The sequence below is a fragment of the Aquibacillus halophilus genome (assembly GCF_009649745.1).
Lineage (GTDB): Bacteria > Bacillota > Bacilli > Bacillales > Amphibacillaceae > Aquibacillus > Aquibacillus halophilus.
Map to the genome: position 1 here is coordinate 67,203 of NZ_WJNG01000010.1, position 25,809 is coordinate 93,011.

Consider the following 25,809-nt stretch of genomic DNA (forward strand, 5'->3'; position numbering starts at 1 on the left):
TTCTATTTTCTTTAATTACAACAAACTCTTAGTCCTTTAATTTCAAGATCTTTAATTTTCTCTCGCTGTTCAGGAAAATGAATCATGATACTCTTAACTAACGAAAAAATTTCAGATTCAGTATTAACACGACAAAAAATCCATTGTCCCTGTCTTCGTTCTTTAACAATTTCAGCAGCCTTTAATTTTTTGACATGCTGACTAATCGAAGGCTGACTCATTTCCAGTATTTCAACGAGCTCACAGACACAACATTCATCATGCATTAATAGAGACACGATACTTAATCTCGTTTTATCTCCTAAAAGCTTTAATACTATTGACCCCTTTTCAACATCAATTGTATTTATCGTTGTCATATGACACCCTCCCTGAATAGCTTATCCGAACTTTTTTAATTCAGCTATACCGATAATATCCTCGATTTGCCACGGAACAACAACTGTCTTTGTTGCTAAATCACTGGAAACTTTTTCAATCCATTTCTGTTCAGACGAAGCTCTCCCCTTTAATACCGGGTCGAACGTATTGGTTGCTTGGAAGCTTTGATTAATGATCCACCAAGCAGGTTCAATTCCTGCACGACGGAGGTCATCCTGCAATCGGCTTGCTTCGTACACAGGTGTTGCTTCCGGTAGCGTAACTAAGGCAACATGCGTTTGTTTAGGGTCTCGTAATCGAGGTATTAATTTTTGGACCGATTCTGGCATTTCCCCTGTAGTTCTCTCTACTTCTCGGTGATACGTTTGAGCTGCGTCTAATAGCAAAAGTGTGTGTCCTGTTGGAGCTGTATCAATAACAACAAACGAATCTTTTGATTGTTCAACCACTTCTGCAAATGCACGAAAGACAGCAATTTCTTCTGTGCATGGGGACTCCAGGTCTTCCTTAACATACGCAATTTCCTCTTCAGATAAACTGTTATCTAATCCCGCTAGCACTTGCTTCCGATAAGCATCGACTACTTCTATCGGATCTATTTTGCTTATCGTTAAATTCTCTGAAACAGTTTCTTGGCTGAGGACATGCGATAGATGGGCTGCCGGATCTGTTGTTGTTAACAGTACACGATGTCCTTTTTCGGCTAGCCCGACCGCAACAGCTGCTGCCATCGTAGTTTTACCAACTCCACCCTTTCCCATTGTCATAAACACACCTTGTTTTCTTGGACTAAGATCATCAACGATTTGTTTAATAGAAGAAAGACGATCCACCGCTTTTGCTTCAGTTAGTTCAGGATGCGTCATTATGCCTTCTTGAAAAAACTCTCTCAAGGCACTTAATCCCGTTAAATTGTAAGGAACAAGTGGTAAAAAGTAGTTGTTCATCGATGAAAATAGTGCTGGCAGCTTATCTAGTGCCTGTTGTTGCTTTTCCTCTAACTTGATCGCTATAGGATCATCGGATTGACGTTTAAATAGGCCGTTAACTATTATTGCTTGATTAGTTATGCCAATCTGTTCAAGTTCGGACGACGCTCGCGCTGCTTCTTCCAATGAAGAACGATCAGGTCTGGCAACAAGTACAAGCTGTGTTTCTTCTCCATTTGCTAAAGCTTTCATCGTTTGTTCGTAAAGATCTTTTTTCTCTTCTAAACCAGCAAGTGGTCCTAAGCAGGATGCGCCATGCGTACTATTGTCTAAAAATTGATTCCATGCAGTTGGCAACTGTAATAAACGTAATGTATGACCTGTTGGCGCCGTATCGAAAATAATATGATCAAAATCTTTCGTCGATTGCTCATTGGCTAATAGATGCGTAAATTCATCGAAAGCAGCAATTTCAACCGTACACGCACCTGATAACTGCTCCTCCATACTAGCAATTGCAGCATCAGGAAGCTTCCCACGATATGGTCCAACCAATTTTTCACGATAAGCTCGGGCTGCCTCTTCAGGGTCTAAGTTAGCAGCATAAAGATTTGGAATTTCTGCAATCATTGTTGGTTTATTTTGAAGTTCAACCTCAAAAACATCTTGTAAATTCGAAGCAGGATCGGTACTTACAATTAGTACCTTTTTCCCTTGATCAGCTAGAGCAATAGCAGTAGCACAAGCTGTAGAGGTTTTTCCTACTCCACCTTTACCTGTAAAAAATAAATACCTAGTGTTTGAAATAGCTTCTGGACGTAAACGTTCCATTAAATATCTCCTCATCTATTTGAATTGCCTAATTGATTAAATTTATGACTTCATTATATAAGTGATCAATTATATAAGCAAGCACTTATATATATAAATTAAGCTGGTTCTTTTAAATTTATCATCTACTAGAAAACCAAAACAAATCCATTACTTTTTTTCTATGTGTGAACTATAGGGAATATTGAAGGATTCACAGAATTTTTATCGAATATACTTATTGGAGTAATTACGCTTTCAAAACTTTTTGATAATTGGGTTTTCATTATATAAAGCTGTTTTCTAAAAGATTGTTTTTGACAGAATATCTATAAACTGCGAAGTAACTATCTGACTTCCTTACGGTCTTTATGGGAATAGTGCTATCTCACCGCTGCAGAAAAACACTCCCTTTCCATGGGGAACGCCTCAGCCTCCTCGCTCGTAAAGAACACTCACTGCGGGGTCTTCAGACTGTTCCTTTCCCATAGGAGTGTCGCATTTTTCCGAAGCTTAAGGTAGCTTTCTGTTCAAATGAGATGAACTCCAACAACGTTTATTTCATGAAACATTTCTACTTATTAATTAGAAATTTCATAACGTTCAAGTTTGTACTGTATTAGGAGTTTCGTTTATTTCCCCAGCTATTATTCTGTTGTGTTTGATAAATACAATAACCATACAACTGCTATTTAATTATTTGATAGTGATTGGAGCGAAGGGCAGTCGACTCCAGCGGGAAAAGCGACGGCTGAAAATCCCGGAGGAAGTGGTTTTCTTCCGAGGAAGTTGAAGCGTTGCCCGCGGAAAGCGACTGCCTGAAGCGGAAATCCATATAGCAGTTATTTAGCATTTTTCATCAACTGCGAAGATTAATAACAACAAAGCTTACGAAATGAGCCTTATATAAACATTAAATTACTTTTGTACTATTAGGGGGAACAGGTATGGATTACGATGTAATTGTTGTTGGATCTGGACTTGCAGGACTAGTTGCAACAGTTGAACTAGCAGATAAAGGAAAAAAAGTACTGTTACTTGATCAGGAGCCAGAAGCGTCTCTTGGAGGTCAAGCATGGTGGTCATTTGGTGGCCTTTTTCTAGTCAATTCGCCAGAGCAAAGACGGATGGGGATAAAGGATTCCCGTGAACTTGCATGGCAAGACTGGATGGGGACTGCTGGATACGACCGAGAAGATGATGAAGATTATTGGGGCAAAAAATGGGCAAAAGCGTATATAGAATTTGCTACAAATGAGAAACGAAAATGGCTACATGAACAGGGGATACGTTTTTTTCCAATTGTTGGTTGGGCTGAACGCGGTGGATATCTTGCAGAGGGGCATGGTAACTCTGTTCCTAGGTTTCATATCGTATGGGGAACAGGTCCTGGTATTGTTGCTCCGTTTGAGGAAAGAATGCGTGAAGCTATTAAAAAAGGATTAGTGGATTATCGGCCTCGTCATCGGGTTGATGAACTAATTTCAACTGGTGGATCGATCACTGGTGTCAAAGGGGGAGTGCTTGAGCAAAGTTCTGCTGCTCGTGGTGAAGCAAGTTCCCGAAATAAAATTGGTGAGTTCGAGTTCCAGTCACAGGCCGTGATGGTAACTAGTGGCGGTATCGGTGCAAATCACGAACTAATCAGAGAACATTGGCCAGCTCGATTAGGTTCCCCCCCAAAAAATATGATTTCCGGTGTTCCAGAGCATGTTGACGGGCGGATGCTTACCATTACAGAAGATGCTGGAGGCCGAATTGTAAATAGAGATCGGATGTGGCATTACACCGAAGGAATTAAAAACTGGAATCCTGTTTGGGCCAACCATGGAATTCGAATCCTTCCAGGCCCCTCATCCCTTTGGTTAGATGCACGAGGGCAAAGACTTCCGGCTCCTAATTTTCCTGGCTTTGACACATTAGGAACGTTAGAAACTATTCAGGCAACTGGCTTTGACTATTCCTGGTTCATTCTCACTCAGAAGATTATTGAGCGTGAATTTGCATTATCAGGCTCCGAGCAGAATCCCGATTTAACTGGTAAGAGTATTAAGAAAGTTTTATCTCGTGTACTTCCGGGTCCGACTAGTCCAGTGCAGGCGTTTATGGATAAAGGGGAAGATTTTGTAGTTGCCAAAACATTACCTGAGCTTGTAGACGGTATGAATAATTTAACTGATGAAAAATTACTTAACTTAGCTGATATTGAACGACAAGTTCAAGCCCGGGATCGAGAAATGGATAATAAGTTCACTAAAGATTTACAAATTACAGCACTACGTGGTGCACGTAACTACCTAGGTGATAAATTAATAAGAGTTGCAAAGCCACATAAACTTTTGGATTCCAAGAGTGGACCACTTATTGCAGTTCGGTTGCATATTGTCAGCCGTAAAACTTTAGGTGGACTTCAAACCGATTTGTCGGGACGAGTGCTTGATCAATCAGGTAAACCAGTCCCAGGTCTTTACGCAGCGGGGGAAGTTGCCGGTTTTGGTGGCGGTGGAATTCATGGTTATCGCGCTCTAGAAGGTACATTCCTTGGAGGATGTCTCTTCTCAGGCCGTCAAGCTGCTCGTGGATTGGCAAAAGATTTAGGCTAATTCATAGGTAATTCATAGGGACGGTTCTTTTGAGTCCAAAAAAGTACAAAAGAACCGTCCCTATTTATCCATTTATCCAATTTCATTGTTTTTTTAAGTTCTTTCAAAACATAATTTTCTCTTTCTATCCATTTATTTTTACTGTTTTGGATTAACATTTTTTCATTTTGATGTATGGCATCATCCAAGGAGACCCATTTAGGAGTAAATTCTTGCTCCAACTCATAATTATCTAATTTCTGATTAACTCTTTGTTCACTAGCAAGTTCACAAAAATAGTAGTAGGAAGTCATTTGGAATAAAGCGTTACTATCATATGCGTCTATTTTTCTTTCAATAACAGAACCTATCTTGTCTTTAACTATGATGTTTATGTAACCAGTTTCTTCCCCCACTTCACGTATAAGCCCACCTGAGTCGCTCTCACCTTCTTCTATGCCACCTCCAGGAAGTTTATAATCTCCCTTATTTGATTGTACTAATAGAACTTTATTATTTTGTGTAATTACTGCTCTTACCGCTTTTCTGTGGTTCACGATTTTCCCACTTATTTGCATGTTTTTTTCTTCAAATAATGTATTAAATAACACATTCGCACCTCACATCTGAACTTTGATTAAAAATTACTGTGGAATTAACTTTTAAAAGAAATTTCTTTTAACAACTGTAACAACAGCTATGTTTAACAAAATTCCTAAGAAAAAAGCTACACCGTAATAAGTCCAGCCAAAAATCATACTAATACCGTCACTCGCTTGAAAAAACCACCATATGCAACCCATACCGAACAAAAGAAAGCTAAGTCCGACTGATTGCCAATATGTTCTCCTAGCGTTATTGGTTTTTCTAAACATAAAAACAATAAATAAAATTGAAACCAAGAATGATATTCCCATAAACCCGAAATAAAGAAAGCCTTCAAGTTCTCTAGACAAAAACATGCACTCCTTTAGTAAAATTATCGAAAATCAAACTAAATCATTAGATTAATTTTAACATAAAATTCCAATTTGACTATTTTATAAAACAAAAAAAGATCGCCGCGATTGGCGATCTTATAATACTGATAGGGAAGGTTCTCATGACTCAAAAAAGTACATGAGAACCTTCCCTATCTTTCCACGTTTCCTAGGTTTCCACGCTAGGTAATGTTACGCAAAATGTCGTTCCCTTATCCACTTCACTTGATACGGATATTACGCCATTATGACTCTTAACGATTTTATGAGTGATCATCAGTCCTAGTCCTGTTCCTTTATCTTTAGTTGTGAAAAAGGATTGTCCAAGTTTTTGAAGCTTATCTTCTGGAATACCACAGCCTGTGTCACTAACTAGTACACTTACTTCCTGCTGTTCTTGTTTGATAATAATTTTTATATCCCCATAATTTGGAGTTGCTTCAATAGCGTTTTTAACAATGTTTATAAAGACCTGTTTAAGTTGTGTTTTATTTGCATTTACAGTCGCATCTTCTTCGTCCGTTGACAAGCTGATAGTAACATCCTTTTTTGATGCTTCGTTATTGAGTAAAAATACTACATCTTTAACAATTTTAATTATATCTTCCTCTTTAAGATCTTGTTGACTAGGTTTTGAAAAGAGCAAAAGCTCATTCGCAATACTTTCAATGTTTTCAATTTCAGATTTAATAATAGCTATGTAATCGTTTATTTTGATAGTTCCAGATTGCATAAGATGTAAAAATCCTTTAATTGATGTCAAAGGATTTCTTATTTCATGTACAATTCCTGCAGCCATTTCACCAATTAAACTTAATTTTTCAGATTGTATCATCGAATTCAGCGCAATCTTATGTTCAGTGATATCTCGTATAGTTACTTGGGCCAGCGTCTTCCCATTAAAACGGTGAGGAGCTGTTGTTACCTCTACATCAATTATTTCACCATCAAATCTTGTTACCTTTTGTTCTATAGTCCCGACAACTCTATTATCTTCTACTACTCTTCTTAACCTTTCCTTACTTATCTCATAATAGTCAGAATGAAGATATTTAAGTACATTTTGACCTATTACCTCACTCAGATCTGAAATAGCAAATAACTCCATACTAGTTTTGTTCACATAAATTATCTCTTCACCATCAATAAGCATTATTGCGTTCATTGAGTGCTCAACTAATTGATGAAAATCTATACTAACTCCATTTACCTCAGTGATCATATAAGGCCCTCTCCTCTTTCATGAGTCAAAAAAACATTTTCAATAATAAAGTATGGTATTTGCACCATATTTTTCAGTTTGAAATTATAGAATTCTCATAGGTGAGGAAACAAATAGTAAAATTTATCAAAAAAGAAAACTGGGGTATTCTACTATTGAAGCACAATAGGTATTTATATAGAGTTTAGTTGAATTAACATCATTTTTTTCAGTAAAGAGACATTAAATAATAATGGCATTATAATGTTTTTCCAATTATAGCGTCTAAAGTTCACTTTACATAATTAGCAAACTATTATCAAGTATAAATGGTAAATATTAACTATAATTTACAAAAACTTAATATATCTAACTTCTTATATAGTTAAATACTACTATAAGATATTGGACTTAGCCTTTATCCGCTATATTTTGCTAACAATACAAGTTATTCTAATATCGTATTCTGCAGGATTCCATGAACTACCATTGTAGCAATAACTGATCCTAGTAGTATAACAACTGATAATCCCCATTGTTTTGCTTTTTCACTAGAAATTATAAAGGAATTGAAGAAACCAAAGACTACTAAAACGACGGTAACTGCTCCAATTGGATATGTCCAAATTATCCCACCATCGTCACCCCAAGCTCGAAGAATCCCCCATAAATACGCTAAGAAAGCACTTATTCCAATAAGTATATTACCAATTATCCAAATAGTTTTTTTCTGTTTAGTCATCATCATCACCTCATACAATTAGTTACATAATAACGATAAAACGGGGCTACTTAATCCTTTCCTCTATATAAGAAAAATAAACCACTATCTTAAAATCAACACCAAGTCAAAAAAGCCGTCGCAGACATACGACAGCTTAAATCAATCTAACTGATAGGGACGGTTCTCATGACTCCAAAAAGTACATGAGAACCGTCCCTAACTTTCTTATTTATTATTCTAGAGTAAAAGAAGCTAGGGCAGCCCTACCATTTCCTGTATATGTAATATATAATGCCTGAATACCATCTGGGATAGCTATGTCAGAGGAGTATTCAGTCCATACATTTGTAAATTCAACAGGTATCTTCCCAAGGGTTTCACCATTCCATGATGTTTTCACTTCAAATGCACCGTTACAATATCCTCTTACCTTGATTTTGACCTTTGTTATTCCCTTACAGTCAAAATATTTAAACCCAGCTGTTGCAGAATCTGTCATATTGGCAATAAATCCTATTTCTTCATCCCCATCTTTTCCATCCTGGGTTATTTTCGGGAATTGGCTGTCCATCCATAGATCACCGGTATACATCGCTTCATCTCGGCAAAACAGATTACATGCTAGATAAGCTGGATACTCTCCCCGTCCGGCAAGTGGACCTCCATTAGAACCACAGGATGTCATCTCTACCTGTGGAATCGAACCATCCCCTAGAAATTCAATTGGCTCGATGCACCCTTGCCGACTGAAATTCGACCCATTCGTGTGTCTATGATAAAAAATATACCAGGTATCATTGATATCAACGATACCGCCATGATTATTTCCTCCATAATACATAGGTTTGTCGGCCGGCTTATAAGAGTCGATATGAAGGTCATTATTGCTCACAATAACTCCTCCATAGACAAAATCTTTCGTTGGATGTTTGCTGGTAGCGTAACACAGTTCATGCATGACAATGGAGGAATAGACCAAATAGTACGTATCCCCCTTCTTTCTCATCGAAGGTGCTTCGAAGAATTCATGTCCCTCAAAACTACTTCCTGCACTATAAGGTTCACTCGGTGCTACGAATACCGGTTCTTCCAAAATGGTTAGCATATCCGGCCCAAGTACCGTTGCCATAGCACCACTTCTTGATTTATCACCAACTGCACAAAATCCAGTATATAGATAATTTTTATCTCCTTCGGTCAGCACACTCGGATCAAATTGGGGTTCATCTCCATCTCTCTCCCCTAGACGACCGCCTTCTGCATCATGGACATATCCATAAAATTCATACGTTCCTGCCGGCGTATCAGAAACGGCCACTGATACAATAGAAATTTTATCTAGTACATAGTACAAATAATACCTTCCATCCGGGCCAACTGTGACATCAGGTGCATAGAGGCACATAGTTTCGGCTTGGTTCAATGGATCATCTGTTTTTTTGTAGATGATACCTTCATACCGCCAGTCAGCCAAGTCATTCACCGGAGCAGACCAGCATACATAATCATTTAAACAATAGGCATGTCCGTTAAACCGGTCATGTGAACCATAAACATAGACTCTATCATTAAAAACATACGGTTCACCATCGGGAATGTATTCCCATGAAGGAAGATATGGATTAAATCCTTGTTTTTTCATTGTCAGCACCACCATATTTAGATTCATGGGGACGGTTCTTTTGTTTCCGCCCGTCGTTAGTTTAGAAATAATAAGTTAACTGGTCTTTTTAAAAGGGCTATAGCTAACTGTCGATAAACAACCCCTATTCCAATCAAAGTAACTAATAAAGGATTAGCAAAAACCAGTATGATACCGCCATTGCTATTCGTCTATTCTGATTCTTTTGTCTTAGTGATAGAAATCCCCATCCAATCACAACAACACTCCAGAGGTAAAAGGAATTGATAACAAATGACATAATTCCCACTAGCAATGAAATAATGCTTACCCATTTTTCGGACTGTTTACTCGATTGATAGTTTCACTCATGATTGCACGTCCAATAATTTATGTGCGGTAGTAAACAAATTAAAGGAAGCAAAAGAACCGTCCCTATGATTTTATCCCCAAACTTTTATACGATTTTTTCCTGCTTGTAGCTGACTGATTGGTCCCAGGTTACTTTTGTCTGATCTTTTTTCTCCTAGGTAATCTGTATCTACGGTTACTTCGCTTCCATCCGGGTTTTCAAATTCTGCATCAACAATTCGAACTCGTTTCAATGATTGCGTTGTTTGAATTTCCCCAAGTAAATTCTCAAACTCTTTTGGAAGCTCAACAGAAAGATACACGTCGTTGCCATCTTCAATAATCTCTAAATTCGGATTAAAATCTGCTGCTACAACATTTTCCTTCTCTCTATCAAATGAATTTGCCCCATTCAAATAAGCATTATGGTTAATATAAACAGGCTGTTCTATTTCATTGAATGCTTCATGATCACCCTCATCCTTATGGACGGTCTCAATGTATTCCTCAAGTGATGTCGTGTACCCATTAAAATGGTCAGTACCAACACCTTCTAGATGGTCATCACCAATGAAAATGTTATTGTAAAAGCGATCATCACCAGCATATACGACGGCAAATCCTGCGATCTCCGTGCTATGAGGGATATGGTATGGTGTGGCACGATCAAGCATTTTTCGATGAACCATTTTTCCGCGAATCAAATTGTTTACGTATGCTCCACCTTGCGCATGGTTATCTAGTGCATAGTCTGCAGTTAAAATATTGTGATCGATCAGGTAAGGCCCACTACTAACCTCCACAAATAAATCACGGTTATTACGATAAAACAGGTTACTACTCACTCTTGTTCCTTGTGTCTGCCAATCTAACCATGTTCCGAGTGAACAATCGTGAATACGATTATGGTGTATTTGCACATCAATCGCTGCATGTAGCTTGATACCTGCAATCTCATGTCCGTAAAACTCACGCTTTAAGGCAATGTTGTAAATGTGATTGTTATAGATTTCGCTAAATATACAGCCTAGATGACCGACGATGCCGTTTTGACCACAATCATAGATGGTATTGTTTCGGATAATATGGGAACCAATCTTTTCTTTACTCCAACCAGCTTGCTTGGCAAGAAAGACAGATTCTAACTGATATTGATAACCAGGTTTGTCTTTGCGTTTCGTACGAAAGTTGTCTCCTGTCGAAACTTCTTTCCCAATGCTAATTGCACTACATTTGGAATCATGGATGATATTGTCTTCAATGATCCATCCTTTACTCCAATGAGCACCAATTAATCCTGGCTGATCAGCTGTCGGTGGTGTCCAAGGCGTAGCCGCTTGTGCCATCTCGAAGCCTTTTACCGTAATATAATTCATGCCTGTTTGTTCTGGATAAAAGCAGCATTTTCTTACGTTTATCTCAACTAACTCTTCATTCGGGTTAGCATCATGAAAATTAGCAAAAATGGTGGTCTGATTTTCGTCTACTTCTGCAAACCAAGTATATTTCATTTGCTCTGGATCGTGAGCAGGTACGATTGTCTTTGTCCAGCGATCCAATACTTCCGTTTCTATTTTAGGATTTTTTAACTGTTCAAAGTTTTCCGCTTCATAGAAAGACTTCCCATTCAAATACACATCGCCTAGATGTCTACCTGGATTATAGACGACCCAGTCTCCAAAGATTTCTTCTGTATAGGGATTATAATCACCGAAAAATGAATTAGCTAAAACAGTTTTCCAAACGGTTCCTTCGACTTGCTCCCAGTCCTGAATCTGCTCAGAGCCTTTAATGACAACTTTCTCGCCTTCTGCTGCTTGATAGGTAATCCTTCTCGTCTCACTTAATCCTGCATTCTGCGGTTTCACCCATTCCCGGTATTCACCCTCATGGACAACAATCGTATCTCCAGCTACAGCAACACCAGCTGCCTGATTGATCGTTAAGAATGGATTCTGTTTCGTTCCCTCTCCTATATCCGAACCATTTTTTGCTACATGAAATTCAAAAGCCATTTTTACTTCCTCCTTGATCACAAATCTATCTTCATTATAGTAAGTTAAAAGACTATATTTCTACTCGAAAAATAGTATAATTTAAGACAATATTAGTGTTTTATCATAGGAGGAGAAGTGTATGGTATTTTTTGAGCATCACGGAGTCGAAGAAAAAGAATCCTTTCACTATTTCACACTAGTTCATTCAAGCTTCCCCCTACACTTTCACCGAGCGTATGAACTGATCATCGTCAATGAAGGGGAATTAGAAGTAACGATTGATCAAAAAGAGTATGTGTTAAAAGAAAATGATTTGGCATTTATTTTTCATAACCAAATGCATGAATTTAAAACAATCGATCATTCCAAAATTACCATTGTCCTCTTTTCCCCTGAATTAATTGGACATTTTTTTATGAATTATCAGGGCTATGTCCCAGGAAATAATGTGTTACATCTAAGTCATGCTCCTAACCTACATGCACTAGATTCCATTTATAGCCAAAAAAGTTTCTTGTACGATATTTGCAGTATGTTGGTTGATCAGACCGCTTTTCTTCCTGTTGAACACTCTACCAAAACCAAGGTGTTGCATAAGATTCTCCTTTTTGTCGATAGAAATTATTACGATGACTGCACATTAAAAGCTGTCGCCAAAAGCTTACAATATGATTATCCGTATTTGTCCAAGCTGTTTGTACAAATGACGAACATGACCTTCACCGAATACCTGAATCATTATCGAATTTCACAGGCATGTTATCAATTAAAAAATAGTCAGCGGTCAATTGGTGAGATAGCTATAAACTGCGGGTATACCAATTTACGATCGTTCAATCGTAATTTCAAAAAAATTACAAATTACTCACCAAATAGGTATAGAGCGTTGTCGGATGCTTAAGAGTTGTGAGATTCCCCTAGTAAATTTTCAGTTTATACATGCACCTAACAGTAAAAAGCCTGCTATTTTTGCATCATTTGCAAAAATAGCAGGCTTCTTTTTATGCTTCGTTATCTGCTTTCACTTGTTCAAAGGCTTGCACAAACGCTTCCGCTGGTTGAGCACCGTTAAGAGAATACTTTTTATTAATAAGAAAAAACGGTACACCAGTAATCCGTAGTTCCTTAGCTTGTTGTTCATCTGCCCGTACTTCATCCGTCATCTCACCGTTCGCCAGCATGTTAACTACTGCTTCACGATCCAATCCAACTTCCACCGCTAATTCTGTTAATGTGCCATGGTCACCAATATGCTCGGACTCTGTAAAGTAAGCATGTAAAATTCTTTCGGTCATTTCTTTCATCAGACTGTATTTTTTTGCAAAAGTAGCCAAGCGATGCGCGTCAAATGTATTGGTTAAGATAAGCGAATCTAATTGGAAATCCAAACCAACCTCTTCGGCCATGTTAATGACGTTCTTGGAATTTGCTTTCGCTTGCTCGAGGCTCATTCCATATTTGTTGGCTAGCATTTCGTACATGTTTTCATTTATATCCCGTTTCGCTGTTGGATCCAATTCGAAACTTCGATAAGTAACCTCAACTGGGTAATCAACCATTTTAATAGCGTCCTCCAGACGCTTTTTGCCAATATAGCAAAATGGTCAAGCAAAGTCAGTCCACATTTCAATATGCATAATAATCCCTCCATTTTCTTCTATGATTTAAGTGTACCAAAAATCGTTATATTTTAATCTTGAAATGCTTGAGCTTAAAAAAAAGTACCAATTAATGATTAGTTAGTTTGCTGGATGAACAAAGTTTGGTAGAATTGGATTAGCAACAAGAAAGCGTTTTCTTTAATGTAGCTTGAAAATCGATTATGAAAGTGGAGGGTACATAATGGGACAGACCAATGAGTACGCGCACCGTAAGGCCAATAAAACCATTAAACTTGTAGATGCATCAGGTAATCCTGTAGCAGGAAAGGAAGTGGGACTAAAACAAACAAACCATAAGTTCTTATTTGGTGCCAGCACTTTTGATGCGATTGAAGTAGCAAATAAAAGTGTAGATTCAGACAGACTTGCATTTTTGGAAGATAAAATGGACAAGTTTATGGATGTTTTTAATTTTGCGACATTACCTTTTTACTGGGCGCAATTCGAGCCTGAACAAGGAAAACCCCGAACAGAAGAATTAAAGGTTGCTGCACAGTGGTTAAAGAAAAGAAACATAGCATTGAAAGGGCATCCCCTTTGTTGGCACACCTTAACTGCTCCATGGCTTTTAGATATGAGCAGTGAGGATAGACTGAAAGCACAGTTTGCGAGAATTGAGAGGGACGTATCCGACTTCAAAGGTTTAATCGATACATGGGATGTTCTCAATGAAGTAGTAATCATGCCAATCTTTGATAAGTATGACAATGGGATTACGAGAATTGCAAAAGATCTTGGCCGTGTTGGTATTGTTAAAGAGATGTTCGCTAAAACCCGCGAAACGAATCCTGGTGCGACCCTATTGCTAAATGACTTTAATACATCAATCAACTTTGAAATCTTAATTGATGGGTGTTTAAACGCAGGGGTTCCAATTGATGCGATTGGTATTCAGTCCCATCAACATCAAGGCTATTGGGGCCGCGAGAAATTAGAAGAAGTGCTAGATCGTTTCTCACATTTTGGGCTTCCAATTCACTTTACCGAAAACACCTTAACATCAGGACATCTGATGCCACCTGAAATAGAAGACCTGAATGATTATCAGATTGATGATTGGCCAACGACACCAGAATTCGAAGAGCGTCAGGCTAAAGAGGTAGAAGAAATGTATTCGATTCTATTCAAGCATCCTCAGGTAGAAGCGATTACAACCTGGAAATTCAGTGATGAGGGGGCATGGCTTGGTGCTCCGGCTGGATTCTTACGAAAAGATAATAGCCCAAAACCTTCTTATGAAGTATTGAAGAAACTAATTAAAGGTGATTGGAATACAACTATGACTAGTAAAACAGATGACAATGGGATGCTTTCATTTGAAGGATTCCTTGGTGAGTATGATCTGGTTTATGGAGATAAAAAAGTAAGCTTTAAATTAGATAAAGATGGTGAAACGGTACAGATGACAATCTAATAGATTTACTATAAATAATAGTCTAAGAGTTTCCGACCAAAATTTGGTCGGAAACTTTTTAGCATCAAAAAAGTGATTTAAAAGAGACAGTCTAAAAACTTTCCTTCGCCTCCCTTTAGTCACCTATCGTAAAACTTGATCAGTAATTTTCATGTACAAACAGATTGTCCGTTATTAATGTAGAATTATTTATTGAACCAATTCCTATTTAATAAGGACCAGATGCATCATTGAACAGATTCGATTTTTAGAGATTGCTTGTTTCACCCTCTGAAGAAAAACTCACCCTAGATTTAATTTTTCATATTTATTTTAAAGCGCTAGCTCAAATAAAAGTGGTATAATAAAATGGAATTATCTAGCAGTTAGATTCAAATTAAATGATACTATTTAATGGGTGATAAGCCCTTTCCCTGAGGTGATTGCGTGAATATAGAAGAATTATATATTAAACTCAGAAATTATTATTCTAATCATGACAACGGAGAACAAATTGAAGTGGATTTAAATGAGTTAGTTGATACCTTATCATACACAAAACGTAAATTTCGTAAATTCCTAATTGAGCTCGATGCATTGGGATGGATCACTTGGAGTCCTAAAGGTATAAAGAATAACGATTCCCTCATTTTTCACCAGTCGATTGAAGATGTCCAATTACAATTGTTTAAAGCAATGATTTTTGACGGTAGACAAAATGAAGCGTTTATCCGAGTGGAATCCGAAGCACCAAGTATTAAAACAAAATTAACTTATTGGTATTACTTATCGAAGTTCGTGGTCTATTTTGATGTAACAAAAAATAGACAATTCATCCGAATTAGAGAGATGATTACCAAGGAAAATGTAGATATCTATTGCAATGCGATTAAAGAAAGCTTAGAACATGCCTCTCCTGGCTTCACTATCCTTATTGACATGATGAGTGAAATGACTAATACGCCAGATGTTGAACCACAAATGGAAGAACTTCGAAAAATAGTCGTAGCAAAGGGTGTCAAGGCCCTTGCCTCGTACACTAGTTCATCTTATCTAATTCCCTATTTGGAAAAAAGATTAGATGAAATGGGACAAAACAAAATATTTCCTACTAAAGAGGCAGCTGAGGAATACCTGGATTCTCTTTGATGGAACGAGGGACCTTGTCCCGATTTATAGTAATGCAATAAAGCCAGTTCCTCTATGAAGACATTTGTCACATAGAGGAACTGGCTTCTTATGATGAGAAAATTAGGTACCCAGTACTCTCAAACGACATTATCCATCTAAAGTACCAGGTGCCGATGATCTGTTTTAACATCCGGGCACCAATACTAGCAAGAAGCATAAAATACTCTTAGAAATTAGGAGGTGCTTTATGTATTACAATCCAAACTGTTATCCTCACCCACAACATCAAGGCCTTTATCCTCAATACCAAGGGTATTACCAAGAACGGCAATATCCCCCGGTTGACATTGATATTTTTCAACAGTCGGTAACTGCTTTTCAAAAAATAGCTAATGAATCGATTATTATCCTTGAAAAGTTTAATGATCACGAATTCACTTATAAATTATTAAAAGCAGCCCAACATGGAAATCAAAGCGAAGTTGACCGATTAATCAAGTCGATAGGAACAACCGCACCTATAACAACTGAATACAACCCAACTGGAATACTATTGACGATTCATGCAGATGCTCAAGGGGCGCAATGCTGTACCTTAACCATGTATCTTAAATGGGGAATTTAAAAAATTTGAAACAAGGCTATGATTCGAATGCGGATGATCTTCTTTGTTTCTTTCTTGTTATCGTTGAATCAAAAAAATGCCAGGTATCACATATGAACCTTCGTCCATATGTAACACCTGGCATTTTTAACCTATCTTTACTCTCTTTATTTTATATGTTCCTGATAGACACCAGGTGCTTGATAATCAAATCCAAGCTTAATGGCAGCATGATGAGCCCAATATGGATCATCGAGCATACCTCTTCCGACTGCAACTAAATCAGCTTTTTCTTCTTCCACAACACTATTGGCAAGCTCAGGGTCATCTAATTTACCTACAGCGATTACAGGGATGTTCAGTTGCTTACGGATCTCATCCGCATAACGAATTTGATAACCCGGTTTTGAACTAAATTGTGTTAATAACGGGCCCTCTCCACCTGTGGAAACGTGGAACATATCTACTCCCGCTTCTTTATATCGTTTACATAGCTCCATTGCATAATCGAGATCATAGCCGCCATCAATATACTCAGTTGCGGAAATCCGCATAATCAATGGCATATCTTCTGGCATCACTGCTTTCATTGTCCGAATAACCTCCACTCCAAATAGAGCAAGGTCCTTGCCATAGTTATCTTTTCTTCGATTAATATGGGGGGAGTGAAATTGATGGAGCAAATATCCATGCGCCGCGTGAAGTTCAATCGTATCTACTCCAGCTTCTATAGCCCGCTTCGTAGCAGCTTGAAAAAGGTCTACCAATCGTTGGATCTCTTGGCCATCTAATTCACGAGGAACTTTGGATGTTTCAGAGTAAGGAATTGGTGAAGGAGCTACAGGTACTGCAGCATCTTCCGCTTTACGACCTGCATGAGCAATTTGAATACAGGTCTTTGCCCCATAGCTTTTACACTGATCAATGATTCTTTTGAATGCCTCGGTATGCTTGTCCGACCATAACCCTAAATCACGATTTGTAATGCGGCCGTCTGGCTCGACATCTGTCATCTCAAAAACAATCAATCCTGCTCCACCAACGGCCCTACTGACATAATGGACATAATGCCATTCATTAGGGATACCATCCTCGCGTTCTACTTGAAATTGGCACATTGGCGGCATGACAATTCTATTTTTTAACTCTAGTCCTTTATAGGAAAATGGTGTCATTAAATTCATGCATTGCTTCTCCTTCCCTTACTTGGGCGCACATAATTGATTAAATAAAACTACTTTTGAAATTATATCATATTTAAAAATTTGAGTGGTCACTTCCACAGATGCTGCTGAACATATCGCCCAATATGGATTCACTAGACAATAATTAGGTATAGCAAAATCATGTGAATTTCTTGATCTTTACCAGAAGGTCTCTCCCTTCGCCCTAAAAATCAACTTACACAAAAAAGTACAAGCACTTGAAAAAGACGAATGTCCTTATCAAGTGCTTGAAACTAGGATTCTATCTTTCATTCACCCAGACAATCATTTCACCTGGTTTTCGATTACACCATGCATAATAAGGTATTGCTTGGATGGTTACTGTCTCTGTTGTTTGGCTAGCTGGACGATATAGTTCAGAACCCCATGCATTAGCATTCAGTCGTTCCGCTTCACCTGTAATCACAACAACACCGTTTAATAGATTTTCTTTATATTCGGCTCGTAATTCAGAACCCCTTGGCAAGAAAATCGCTGGTAAGTTGATGCCATTATCTACTGCTTCCAGACAATAAACTACAGGACCACGTTGGATGGCAACCTTACCCACATTCGCACGTACTAATGGGTTCGCTTGCATACGTTCAATCGTCATTTCAAAATCTAATTCCACTGTATCGTCTTTTTTCCACGTCCGATTCAGGTACACATAGCCGTCTTTTAGTAGTGATAGATAATCAACTGCTTCTCCATTCACTTTTACACGTGCACTTCTAGCCCATCCAGGAATACGTACAGCTAGTGTAAATGTTGCTTCTGCTTCAGGTGACACTGTTACTAATACAGAGCCATCCCAAGGATAATTCGTTTGTTGGCTAATCTCTACTTGATGTCCTCCCATAGTGACATTCGTCTGATTACCCATATATAAATGAACAAATAATTCATTTTCTGTTTGCGTATAGATATATTGACCAATGGACGCAATGAGTCTAGCGATATTAGGTGGGCAACACGCACAACCAAACCATTCCTGTCTCACCGGTTTTACATGCTTTTTCTCATGACGTTTTTCACAAGCTTCTGGTTGAACTTCAAGCGGATTGACATAGAAGAACTTCTTACCAGACAAGTCCATTCCACTAATCGTTCCGTTATATAACGCTCGTTCCATCACATCTGCATACTTATGATGGGCGTGAAGTTCAAGCATTCTCTTTGCCCAAAATACTAACCCAATCGACGCACAGGTTTCGGTATAGGAAATATCATTGGGAAGATCATAGTCAAAGGAGAAGGCTTCTCCGAATTCCATGGAGCCGATACCCGCCGTTACATACATTTGTTTTTGTGTGACATTCTCCCAAAGTGTTTCACTCGCGCGCTTCAAGGACTCGTCATTTGTTCTTGTAGCTAGGGCTGCCATTGCCGTGTACATGTAAACAGCCCGAACAGCGTGGCCAACTGCTTCTTTTTGTTCACGAACAGGTAAGTGAGCTTGGTTATAAGCATAACTATCGTTAAAAAAGAATGGATTTTTATCGTTTCTTTTTTCTTTTTCAATATCAAAGTAGTTGGGCTGTTTGCCACGTTCATCAATAAAGAATTTACTAAGCTTTAAATATTTCTCATTTCCTGTTACATCATAAAGCTTTATTAGCGCTAGCTCGATTTCTTGGTGACCTGGATACCCTTTTATCTTCCCTTCTTCTTCACCAAATACAGTGTCAATATAATCTGCATAGTTAGACATTAGGGTTAAAAATTTACGTTTTCCTGTCGCATTATAATAAGCAACCGCTGCTTCCATTAAGTGGCCAGCACAATATAATTCATGATTATCACGAACATTTGTCCAACGTTTTTCCGGTTCTTTAACGGTATAATACGTGTTTAAATATCCGTCTTCTCCTTGTGCTCTTTCTAATAAGTCAACGACCTCATCAGCAGTATTTTCTAATCTTTCATCTGGAGTGTTTTCTAAACTGAATGCGACAGCCTCTAACCATTTTGCTATATCACTATCCTGGAAGACCATTCCATAAAATTCACCCGTTTTTTCACCAGCTGCAATTTTAAAGTTTTCTATTGCATGACTAGGTTCTGTATCTGGTAATCGATCGTTTAATGCTTCCCACTGATACGGGATTACATGCTCACGAATAACTTCCATTTTTCCTTTCCAAAATGCATCCGTTACCGTTACGTTCCTACCTGTTTTTTCTTGCGATTTCATAAAGAATCTCCCCTTAGGTGTTGGCTGGTACTCTGTCATTCCCAGACCTTTACACGATTTTTTCCTGATTGCAACTGACTGATTGGACCTAAAGCGCTTTTTTCTGACCTTTTTTCTCCTACTAAATCCTTATCCACTGTTACTTCACTACCGTCTGGATTCTCAAAGTCTGCATCCACAATCCGCACGGGGTGTAAGGTTTTAGTAGAGTGAATTTCTCCAAGCACTTTCTCAAAGTTTTCAGGAAGCTCACAAAAAAGATACACATCTCTTCCTTCTTCGGTGATGTTAAATTTCGGATTAAAGCTGTCGTCAACAATCTTTTCATTTTCTCTCTCAAAAGGTACAGCCCCGTTGAAGTAGGCATTTTTGTTAATATAAACAGGCTGATCTACATTTAAAAATATTTCTACATCACCAGGTTTCTGGTGTACTTTCTCCAAATATTCCTCTTCGGATGTCGTATAACCGTTGAAATGTGCCGTACCAACACCTTCCATTGAATCATTTCGACCAGGAACAACACCTTCGAAGGATTCATGCCCAATGAAAATATTATTATAATATCGATCATCTCCACCATGAACAACAGCAAATCCTAAGATCTCTGTGCTATGAGGCACATGATATGGTGTGGATCGATTAAGAATTTTCCGGTGAACCATTTTACCGCAAATTAAGTTATTTAGATAAGCCCCGCCTTGAGCATAGTTATCTAATGCATACTCTGAAGCTAGAATGTTGTGATCTACGATGTAAGGACCATGACTTACTTCTATGTACATGTCACGATTATTTCGATAAAACAGATTTCTACTAATTCTTGTCCCTTGTGTCTGCCAATCTAGCCATGTGCCTAGAGAGCAATCATGAATTCGGTTGTTGACTAGTTGTACATCGATTGCTGCATGTAGCTTGATACCTGCAATCTCATGCCCGTAAAATTCTCGTTTTAGTGCAATATTATAAATATGATTGTTATAGATTTCGCTAAATATACAGCCTAGATGACCGACAATACCATTTTGACCACAATCATAGATTGTATTATTACGAACAATATGGGAACCTACTTTTTCTTTGCTCCAACCAGATTTTATCCCATGAAAAACAGACTCGATCTGATATTGATAACCCGGCTTATTTTTTCGCTTCGAACTATAGTTGTTTCCAGTTGAGACTTCCTTACCAATACTAATTCCACTACATTTGGAGTCATGAATTATGTTGTCTTCGATAATCCATCCTTTACTCCAATTTGCACCTAATAACGCCGGCTGATCAGCAGTAGGTGGCGTCCATGGCGTTGCTGCTTGAGCCATTTCAAAGCCTTTTACAGTAATATAATCCCTACCCGTTTCTTCCGGATAAAAACAACACTTTCGCACGTTTATCTCCACTAATTCTTCATTAGGATTAGACTCGTGAAAATTAGCAAAAATAGTTGTCGTATCATTATCCACTTCAGCGAACCAGATATATTTCGTTTGCTCCGGGTTATGTACTGGAACAACCTGTCTTGTCCAGTTATCTACTACTTCCGTTTGACCACTAGGATTTACTAGTTGTTCAAAGCTTTCAGCCTCATAAAAGGACATGCCATTTAGATAAACATCCCCTAAATGCTTTGGTACTTTTGATTTATAAAGCCAATCGCCGAAAACTTCTTCTATATATGGATTGTAGTCTTTGAAAAAACTATTTGGTAATACGGTTTTCCATACACTTCCTTCCACCTGTTTCCAGTCTTGAACCCGTTCGGAACCTTTAATCACTACTTTTTCGCCTTCAGCAGCTTGGTATGTAATTCTTCTCGTCGGACTTAACCCTTGATTTTTGGGCTTCACCCATTCCCGGTACTCTCCCTCATGAACAACAATAGTATCCTTTGCTACAGCAATTGAAGCTGCTTTATTAATTGTTAAGAATGGATTTTGTTTTGTGCCTTCACCAAGATCCGAGCCATTTTTTGCTACATGATATTCAAAAGCCATATTACTTCCTCCTTATGAAACTCTGTTTCCATTATAATAACTAATGAAAGCGGTAGCAAACGACCAGTGTCGATGAAATGGGAAAACTTGGACTGTCTGTATTTGAGATTGTGTTTTGGTCCTGTGTTTTCGGAAAAGTATCAAATATAACTGAACCAAAGAAAAACTGCACACAAAATCGTGGCAGTCAGGATTTAAGATATTGCATTTAAGTAAGTAGGAATCGTTGAAATAAGCATGAACCAAGATACGAGCATCAAATGTCTGTAAATAATCCTAGATTTAAATTCTATGACATTAGCCAACGTATGGGATCTAGCGCCTTTATTCCTAATCGGCACCTCTAATCAGCAATTCTTCTGAAAGCTCAACGCAAAGGTACAGGTCATTCTTATTAAGCCTTGTCCTTTTCATTTTTTAAAATAAACATAGATATGATGATCAAAGTAAATGCCGTTAATGCTAAAAATGGAATGGTGATAAAACCAAGCCAGTTAATATACTCCGCACTGCAAGGCACACCACTGGCACATGGCTTAATTGGCGCAAATCCTGGAACTTTTTGTTCAAGGTAATGAAATAGAGAGATACACCATCCAATGACCGCCATTGGTAAGACAATTTTTTTAACAGATGGATCATTTTGAAATGTCCCAATCCCAAGTATTAAGGTTAATGGATACATCAAAATACGTTGATACCAGCATAGCTCGCACGGTATAAATCCACGTATTTCGCTAAAGTACAGACTACCAAGCGTTGCAATAACAGAGACTACCCAAGCAATATACAAAGAGTATTGTCTGATGTTTACCATGCTCTATTTTCCTTCCAGTTCTTGTTCTATAAGACTTTTTATTTTCTCGTAGTCAAATGGATCTTCAAGCATCGTACCATTTACCATAATAGTTGGTGTAAGACTCACATCAAATTCCTCAACTAGTGCGGAGTCCAAATTTACTTTTTCTATTGTCGTTTGGTTCTCGATGTCCTCTTGTAACTGTTGTGTGTCAATGCCAGAGATATTACTTGCTATATCTAAAAGCTTTTCATTAGTAATCCATAACTCATCATGATTTTCCATTGGTGGTTGTGCGTTAAATAGTTCTTTATGGAAAGTCCAATAATTTTCTGGGCTTTGTTCATATACAGCTTCCGCAGAAAGTGATGCTAACTCAGATTCTTTACCGTGAAATAATACATTTATATAAGCAAACTTTACTTTGCCAGTATCTACATAGTCATTTACAAGTTGCGGGAAAATACTTTCACCCCAAGCATTACATGCTGGGCACTTAAAATCACCAAACTCCACAACCGTTACGGGAGCATTAGGATCACCTAAAATCGGTTGTCCATCAATAGGTGGTTGTTTTTCAAATGAAGTTTCTGTATTTGAATCATTATTAGTGCTAATCACAACGAGAGCTGTCATTGCAGCAAAGATAACGAGTGTAATAATAACTGCCATTTTAAAAGGAGAGTTTTTTCTTTTTGCCATACATATACTACCTCAATTCTATTTTTTTCTAGATAACACTTAGCATTAATGCCAAATAGACATTTACTACAAATAACATACTTGTTATAAAACATAGTAAAACTGGAGCTTTTTTTACAAACATCAATAGAGTTAAAATTAGAAACAATGCACTCACTATAATAAATAACACACTATAAACCCCTAATTGGATTGAAACATCCATACTGGAATGAATAGTACCTTGGTAGAGAACTGTGAATATTTCAGACATTCCTGTACTTCTTATTGTTGTATCAATATCATGTGGTGGGGATTGTTGTCCCAGAACAGCTGTAGCCGAGAGTATCAACAAAAGGATGATACTTTCTGCCTTTGCCCAAGGTTTAGGGTTAAAATTCGAATCCAATTTCATACGCTTCGAGTTGGTATAATGATTGACACACATATTAGGTATTGCTAATGTGATAGTATCAGAACACATTAGAGATGTCTAATATGATTGGAGGCTTAACGAATGGTAAAAGTTGATATAGATTTGAAAATAAAGTTTTTACACGGGTTTTCAAATAAAGTCAGGATACAAATACTAGAAAATATTAAAGAAGAAGAAAAAACGGTATCTCAAATTGTTACAGCTTTAAATGTTAGTCAATCAAGTATCTCCCAACATTTAGCATGTTTAAAAGGCTGTGGGCTTATTGTAGGAAGACAGGAAGGAAAATACATATATTACGGTCTTAGAAATCAACAAGTCAGTGATTTATTACATATGTTCGATGTTGTTCTTGAAGATGTTCAAAATGATATGGTTTTTTGTGAGAATCATATCGTTTGAAAGTGAGACAACTATATAGATCAATTTCCAAATAGCCAAAGCCCGTATGTGGATAGTTGCTACATACGGGCTCTCGTGCCTTTATTGTGATTATCTTTAGCCACTGATCTTATTTAGCCAGTAACTCTTCTAATAGATACAAATTTAATTCATCATAAGAGGAGATGAACATCAAAACATTAACAATAACAGTAGGACGATTAAAGTGGAAGTTGCCCATACCAAATATCTATTTAATTTTCCGTCATGATAGTTACTTAACTTATAGCCTGTAGCTACAAATAGTTTAGCCATTTTACGATATCCATCATAATAGAGAAGTCTCTGATAGTTCTTCACTACATATTTCTTTAATAAAATAAATGCAGCAATGGACCAGAGAAAGGGCTGAATTCCACTTAACAGATGTTTTTTATCGAAATAATTAATACCTAAATTAATAGTAGTTAAATTTTCTAATAAAAAAGGATTAATACCAATCACTATCATAAAAACAGTTAAAAATCCCAATCCAAATTGCATGCTGATCGCTGGTTTTTTATCTATGTTAATCGTACTTTTTTTGAAAAATGCATAATAGATAAATTTTAAAAATATTAGAGAAGTCCCAAAACTCATTAGGTCCAACCCCCATTTTAATAATGGTTCGTGCAAAGCATCTTTAATAATCGTTTTACTCATATACCCATTAAAAAAAGGAACTCCAGCTATCCCCAGAAAAGCTACCAGTGTTGCGATTGAAGTTAACGGAAGTTTTCTGCCCATGACCCCTAAATTTTCAAAACTATCCTTCCCTGTTGTATAAATGACAACACCCACTGCCATAAATAATACCGTTTTATATAATATGTGATTAACTAAGTGAAAAATCGCTCCTGTTGTTCCCTCTTCAGTACCAATACTAATACCCATAATCATATATCCTACCTGGATGATGATGGAATAGCTCAATAATCTAAGGACCTGTTTTTGCCTTAAGGCCATTACAACTCCAAACAAAGCCGAAATAAGACCGGCATAAGCCAAAATATTTATCCCGGATAGCAGGCGGAACATGACGTACACTCCCACTTTTGTCGTGTATATGGACAAAACTACTGCAACATAAAAAGGTGCTTTGCTGTAAACCAATGGCAGCCAAGTATGGAAACCCACAAAGGCCAGTTTAATTGCGATCGCAATCATAAAAAAAGGGAGTCCAGCTTCTATCGCATGTAAAGATAAATTACCTGTAGCCGAATACTGTAAAAATATCCCCCATAATAAACTTAACCCTCCTACCAACTGAACTAGAAAGTAAAAATAACCTGTTTTTTTAGTTACATCACTTGCCATTATAATTATAAAAGATGAACTGATCGTCATTAACTCCCAGAAAACATAAAGAGTAAACAGATCACCGGCAAAAACCACGGTCAAAGCACTACCAATAAACACAAATATTAGCCTTAAATTACTTAGGGAACATAAGTTAATTGAATAAATTACAGCCGCCATTCCACCGACAGCAAAAATCAATCCCGTTAATTTACTGATATTATCTACTTTAAACGGAACTAAAGTATATTTAAGAAAATCCAGTTCTAAGCTATAACCAGGTATTAAATAAAAAGTAACAATAAGGGCCCCTGCAGTAATAAGGAAAGACATTATGTATTTTATTCTATTAGTAATGGGCAAAAATAATAGTAAAGCACCTGATAGATATAACAAACCTGGAGTAATCATTT

22 protein-coding genes are annotated in these 25,809 nt (G+C 37.5%); 6 read left to right on the forward strand and 16 right to left on the reverse strand.

The features are described 5' to 3' along the window. Window positions 1–11: 11 nt before the first annotated feature. A complete protein-coding gene (locus GH741_RS12790) occupies window positions 12–359 on the reverse strand; it encodes an ArsR/SmtB family transcription factor (RefSeq protein WP_153737187.1) in 348 nt (115 codons plus the stop codon). Between the two features lie 21 nt (window positions 360–380). Further along, window positions 381–2,141, reverse strand: coding sequence for an arsenical pump-driving ATPase (gene arsA, locus GH741_RS12795; RefSeq protein ID WP_153737188.1), 1,761 nt, complete (start codon window positions 2,139–2,141; stop codon window positions 381–383). Window positions 2,142–3,067: 926 nt separating this feature from the next. Here arsA and GH741_RS12800 point away from each other — a divergent pair. Then, window positions 3,068–4,723 carry an FAD-binding dehydrogenase gene (locus tag GH741_RS12800; RefSeq protein WP_153737189.1) on the forward strand — a complete coding sequence of 552 codons (1,656 nt, stop codon included), beginning with the start codon at window positions 3,068–3,070 and terminating at the stop codon, window positions 4,721–4,723. Here GH741_RS12800 and GH741_RS12805 read toward each other — a convergent pair. From GH741_RS12805 to GH741_RS12830, 6 genes are all read right to left on the reverse strand, one after another. Continuing rightward, window positions 4,720–5,313, reverse strand: coding sequence for an NUDIX domain-containing protein (locus GH741_RS12805; protein ID WP_338079414.1), 594 nt, complete (start codon window positions 5,311–5,313; stop codon window positions 4,720–4,722). The two genes, GH741_RS12800 and GH741_RS12805, sit on opposite strands and share 4 nt — an antisense overlap. 51 nt (window positions 5,314–5,364) lie before the next feature. Beyond that, a complete protein-coding gene (locus GH741_RS12810; protein ID WP_153737190.1) occupies window positions 5,365–5,658 on the reverse strand; it encodes a hypothetical protein in 294 nt (97 codons plus the stop codon). Between the two features lie 193 nt (window positions 5,659–5,851). Then, a complete protein-coding gene (locus GH741_RS12815) occupies window positions 5,852–6,904 on the reverse strand; it encodes an ATP-binding protein (protein WP_153737191.1) in 1,053 nt (350 codons plus the stop codon). Between the two features lie 427 nt (window positions 6,905–7,331). After that, window positions 7,332–7,625, reverse strand: coding sequence for a hypothetical protein (locus tag GH741_RS12820; protein ID WP_153737192.1), 294 nt, complete (start codon window positions 7,623–7,625; stop codon window positions 7,332–7,334). A gap of 214 nt (window positions 7,626–7,839) precedes the next feature. After that, window positions 7,840–9,249, reverse strand: a complete 1,410-nt coding sequence (locus GH741_RS12825; protein ID WP_153737193.1) for a family 43 glycosylhydrolase — start codon at window positions 9,247–9,249, stop codon at window positions 7,840–7,842. Between the two features lie 422 nt (window positions 9,250–9,671). Further along, window positions 9,672–11,594, reverse strand: coding sequence for a right-handed parallel beta-helix repeat-containing protein (locus GH741_RS12830; RefSeq protein WP_153737194.1), 1,923 nt, complete (start codon window positions 11,592–11,594; stop codon window positions 9,672–9,674). 121 nt (window positions 11,595–11,715) lie between these two features. Between GH741_RS12830 and GH741_RS12835 the strand changes: the two genes are divergently transcribed. Further along, complete coding sequence (locus tag GH741_RS12835; protein WP_153737195.1) at window positions 11,716–12,477, forward strand: helix-turn-helix domain-containing protein; 762 nt, start codon at window positions 11,716–11,718, stop codon at window positions 12,475–12,477. A 100-nt stretch (window positions 12,478–12,577) separates the two neighbouring features. Here GH741_RS12835 and GH741_RS12840 read toward each other — a convergent pair whose 3' ends face one another. Then, complete coding sequence (locus GH741_RS12840) at window positions 12,578–13,168, reverse strand: DsbA family oxidoreductase (protein ID WP_338079423.1); 591 nt, start codon at window positions 13,166–13,168, stop codon at window positions 12,578–12,580. 250 nt (window positions 13,169–13,418) lie between these two features. Between GH741_RS12840 and GH741_RS12845 the strand changes: the two genes are divergently transcribed. The 3 genes from GH741_RS12845 (at window position 13,419) to GH741_RS12855 (ending at window position 16,386) form a co-directional block, all read left to right on the forward strand. Continuing rightward, window positions 13,419–14,651: an endo-1,4-beta-xylanase gene (locus GH741_RS12845; protein WP_153737197.1), complete on the forward strand. Its 1,233-nt coding sequence runs from the start codon at window positions 13,419–13,421 to the stop codon at window positions 14,649–14,651. A 426-nt stretch (window positions 14,652–15,077) separates the two neighbouring features. Continuing rightward, window positions 15,078–15,779, forward strand: a complete 702-nt coding sequence (locus tag GH741_RS12850; RefSeq protein ID WP_153737198.1) for an SgrR family transcriptional regulator — start codon at window positions 15,078–15,080, stop codon at window positions 15,777–15,779. 229 nt (window positions 15,780–16,008) lie between these two features. Beyond that, window positions 16,009–16,386, forward strand: coding sequence for a YuzC family spore coat inner layer protein (locus GH741_RS12855; protein ID WP_153737199.1), 378 nt, complete (start codon window positions 16,009–16,011; stop codon window positions 16,384–16,386). Window positions 16,387–16,532: 146 nt separating this feature from the next. Here the strand turns inward: GH741_RS12855 and GH741_RS12860 are convergent, their stop codons facing one another. The 6 genes from GH741_RS12860 to GH741_RS12885 all read right to left on the reverse strand — a co-directional run bounded on the left by GH741_RS12860 (window position 16,533) and on the right by GH741_RS12885 (window position 23,656). Beyond that, window positions 16,533–17,549: an NADH:flavin oxidoreductase/NADH oxidase gene (locus GH741_RS12860; protein WP_153737200.1), complete on the reverse strand. Its 1,017-nt coding sequence runs from the start codon at window positions 17,547–17,549 to the stop codon at window positions 16,533–16,535. Between the two features lie 283 nt (window positions 17,550–17,832). Then, window positions 17,833–19,767 carry a glycoside hydrolase family 127 protein gene (locus GH741_RS12865; RefSeq protein WP_153737201.1) on the reverse strand — a complete coding sequence of 645 codons (1,935 nt, stop codon included), beginning with the start codon at window positions 19,765–19,767 and terminating at the stop codon, window positions 17,833–17,835. Between the two features lie 35 nt (window positions 19,768–19,802). After that, a complete protein-coding gene (locus tag GH741_RS12870) occupies window positions 19,803–21,761 on the reverse strand; it encodes a right-handed parallel beta-helix repeat-containing protein (protein ID WP_153737202.1) in 1,959 nt (652 codons plus the stop codon). A 394-nt stretch (window positions 21,762–22,155) separates the two neighbouring features. Beyond that, window positions 22,156–22,578, reverse strand: coding sequence for a disulfide oxidoreductase (locus GH741_RS12875; protein ID WP_153737203.1), 423 nt, complete (start codon window positions 22,576–22,578; stop codon window positions 22,156–22,158). Window positions 22,579–22,581: 3 nt separating this feature from the next. Then, window positions 22,582–23,262: a DsbA family protein gene (locus GH741_RS12880; RefSeq protein WP_153737204.1), complete on the reverse strand. Its 681-nt coding sequence runs from the start codon at window positions 23,260–23,262 to the stop codon at window positions 22,582–22,584. Between the two features lie 28 nt (window positions 23,263–23,290). Then, on the reverse strand, window positions 23,291–23,656 hold the full coding sequence (locus GH741_RS12885) for a hypothetical protein (protein WP_153737205.1): 366 nt from the start codon (window positions 23,654–23,656) through the stop codon (window positions 23,291–23,293). Between the two features lie 102 nt (window positions 23,657–23,758). On the opposite strand from GH741_RS12885, the gene GH741_RS12890 reads away from it, so the two are divergent. Beyond that, window positions 23,759–24,079 (forward strand): ArsR/SmtB family transcription factor, encoded by a 321-nt coding sequence (locus GH741_RS12890; protein WP_153737206.1) that lies wholly within the window; start codon window positions 23,759–23,761, stop codon window positions 24,077–24,079. Window positions 24,080–24,250: 171 nt separating this feature from the next. Here the strand turns inward: GH741_RS12890 and GH741_RS12895 are convergent, their stop codons facing one another. Then, complete coding sequence (locus tag GH741_RS12895; protein ID WP_153737207.1) at window positions 24,251–25,807, reverse strand: proton-conducting transporter transmembrane domain-containing protein; 1,557 nt, start codon at window positions 25,805–25,807, stop codon at window positions 24,251–24,253. Window positions 25,808–25,809 lie beyond the last annotated feature (2 nt).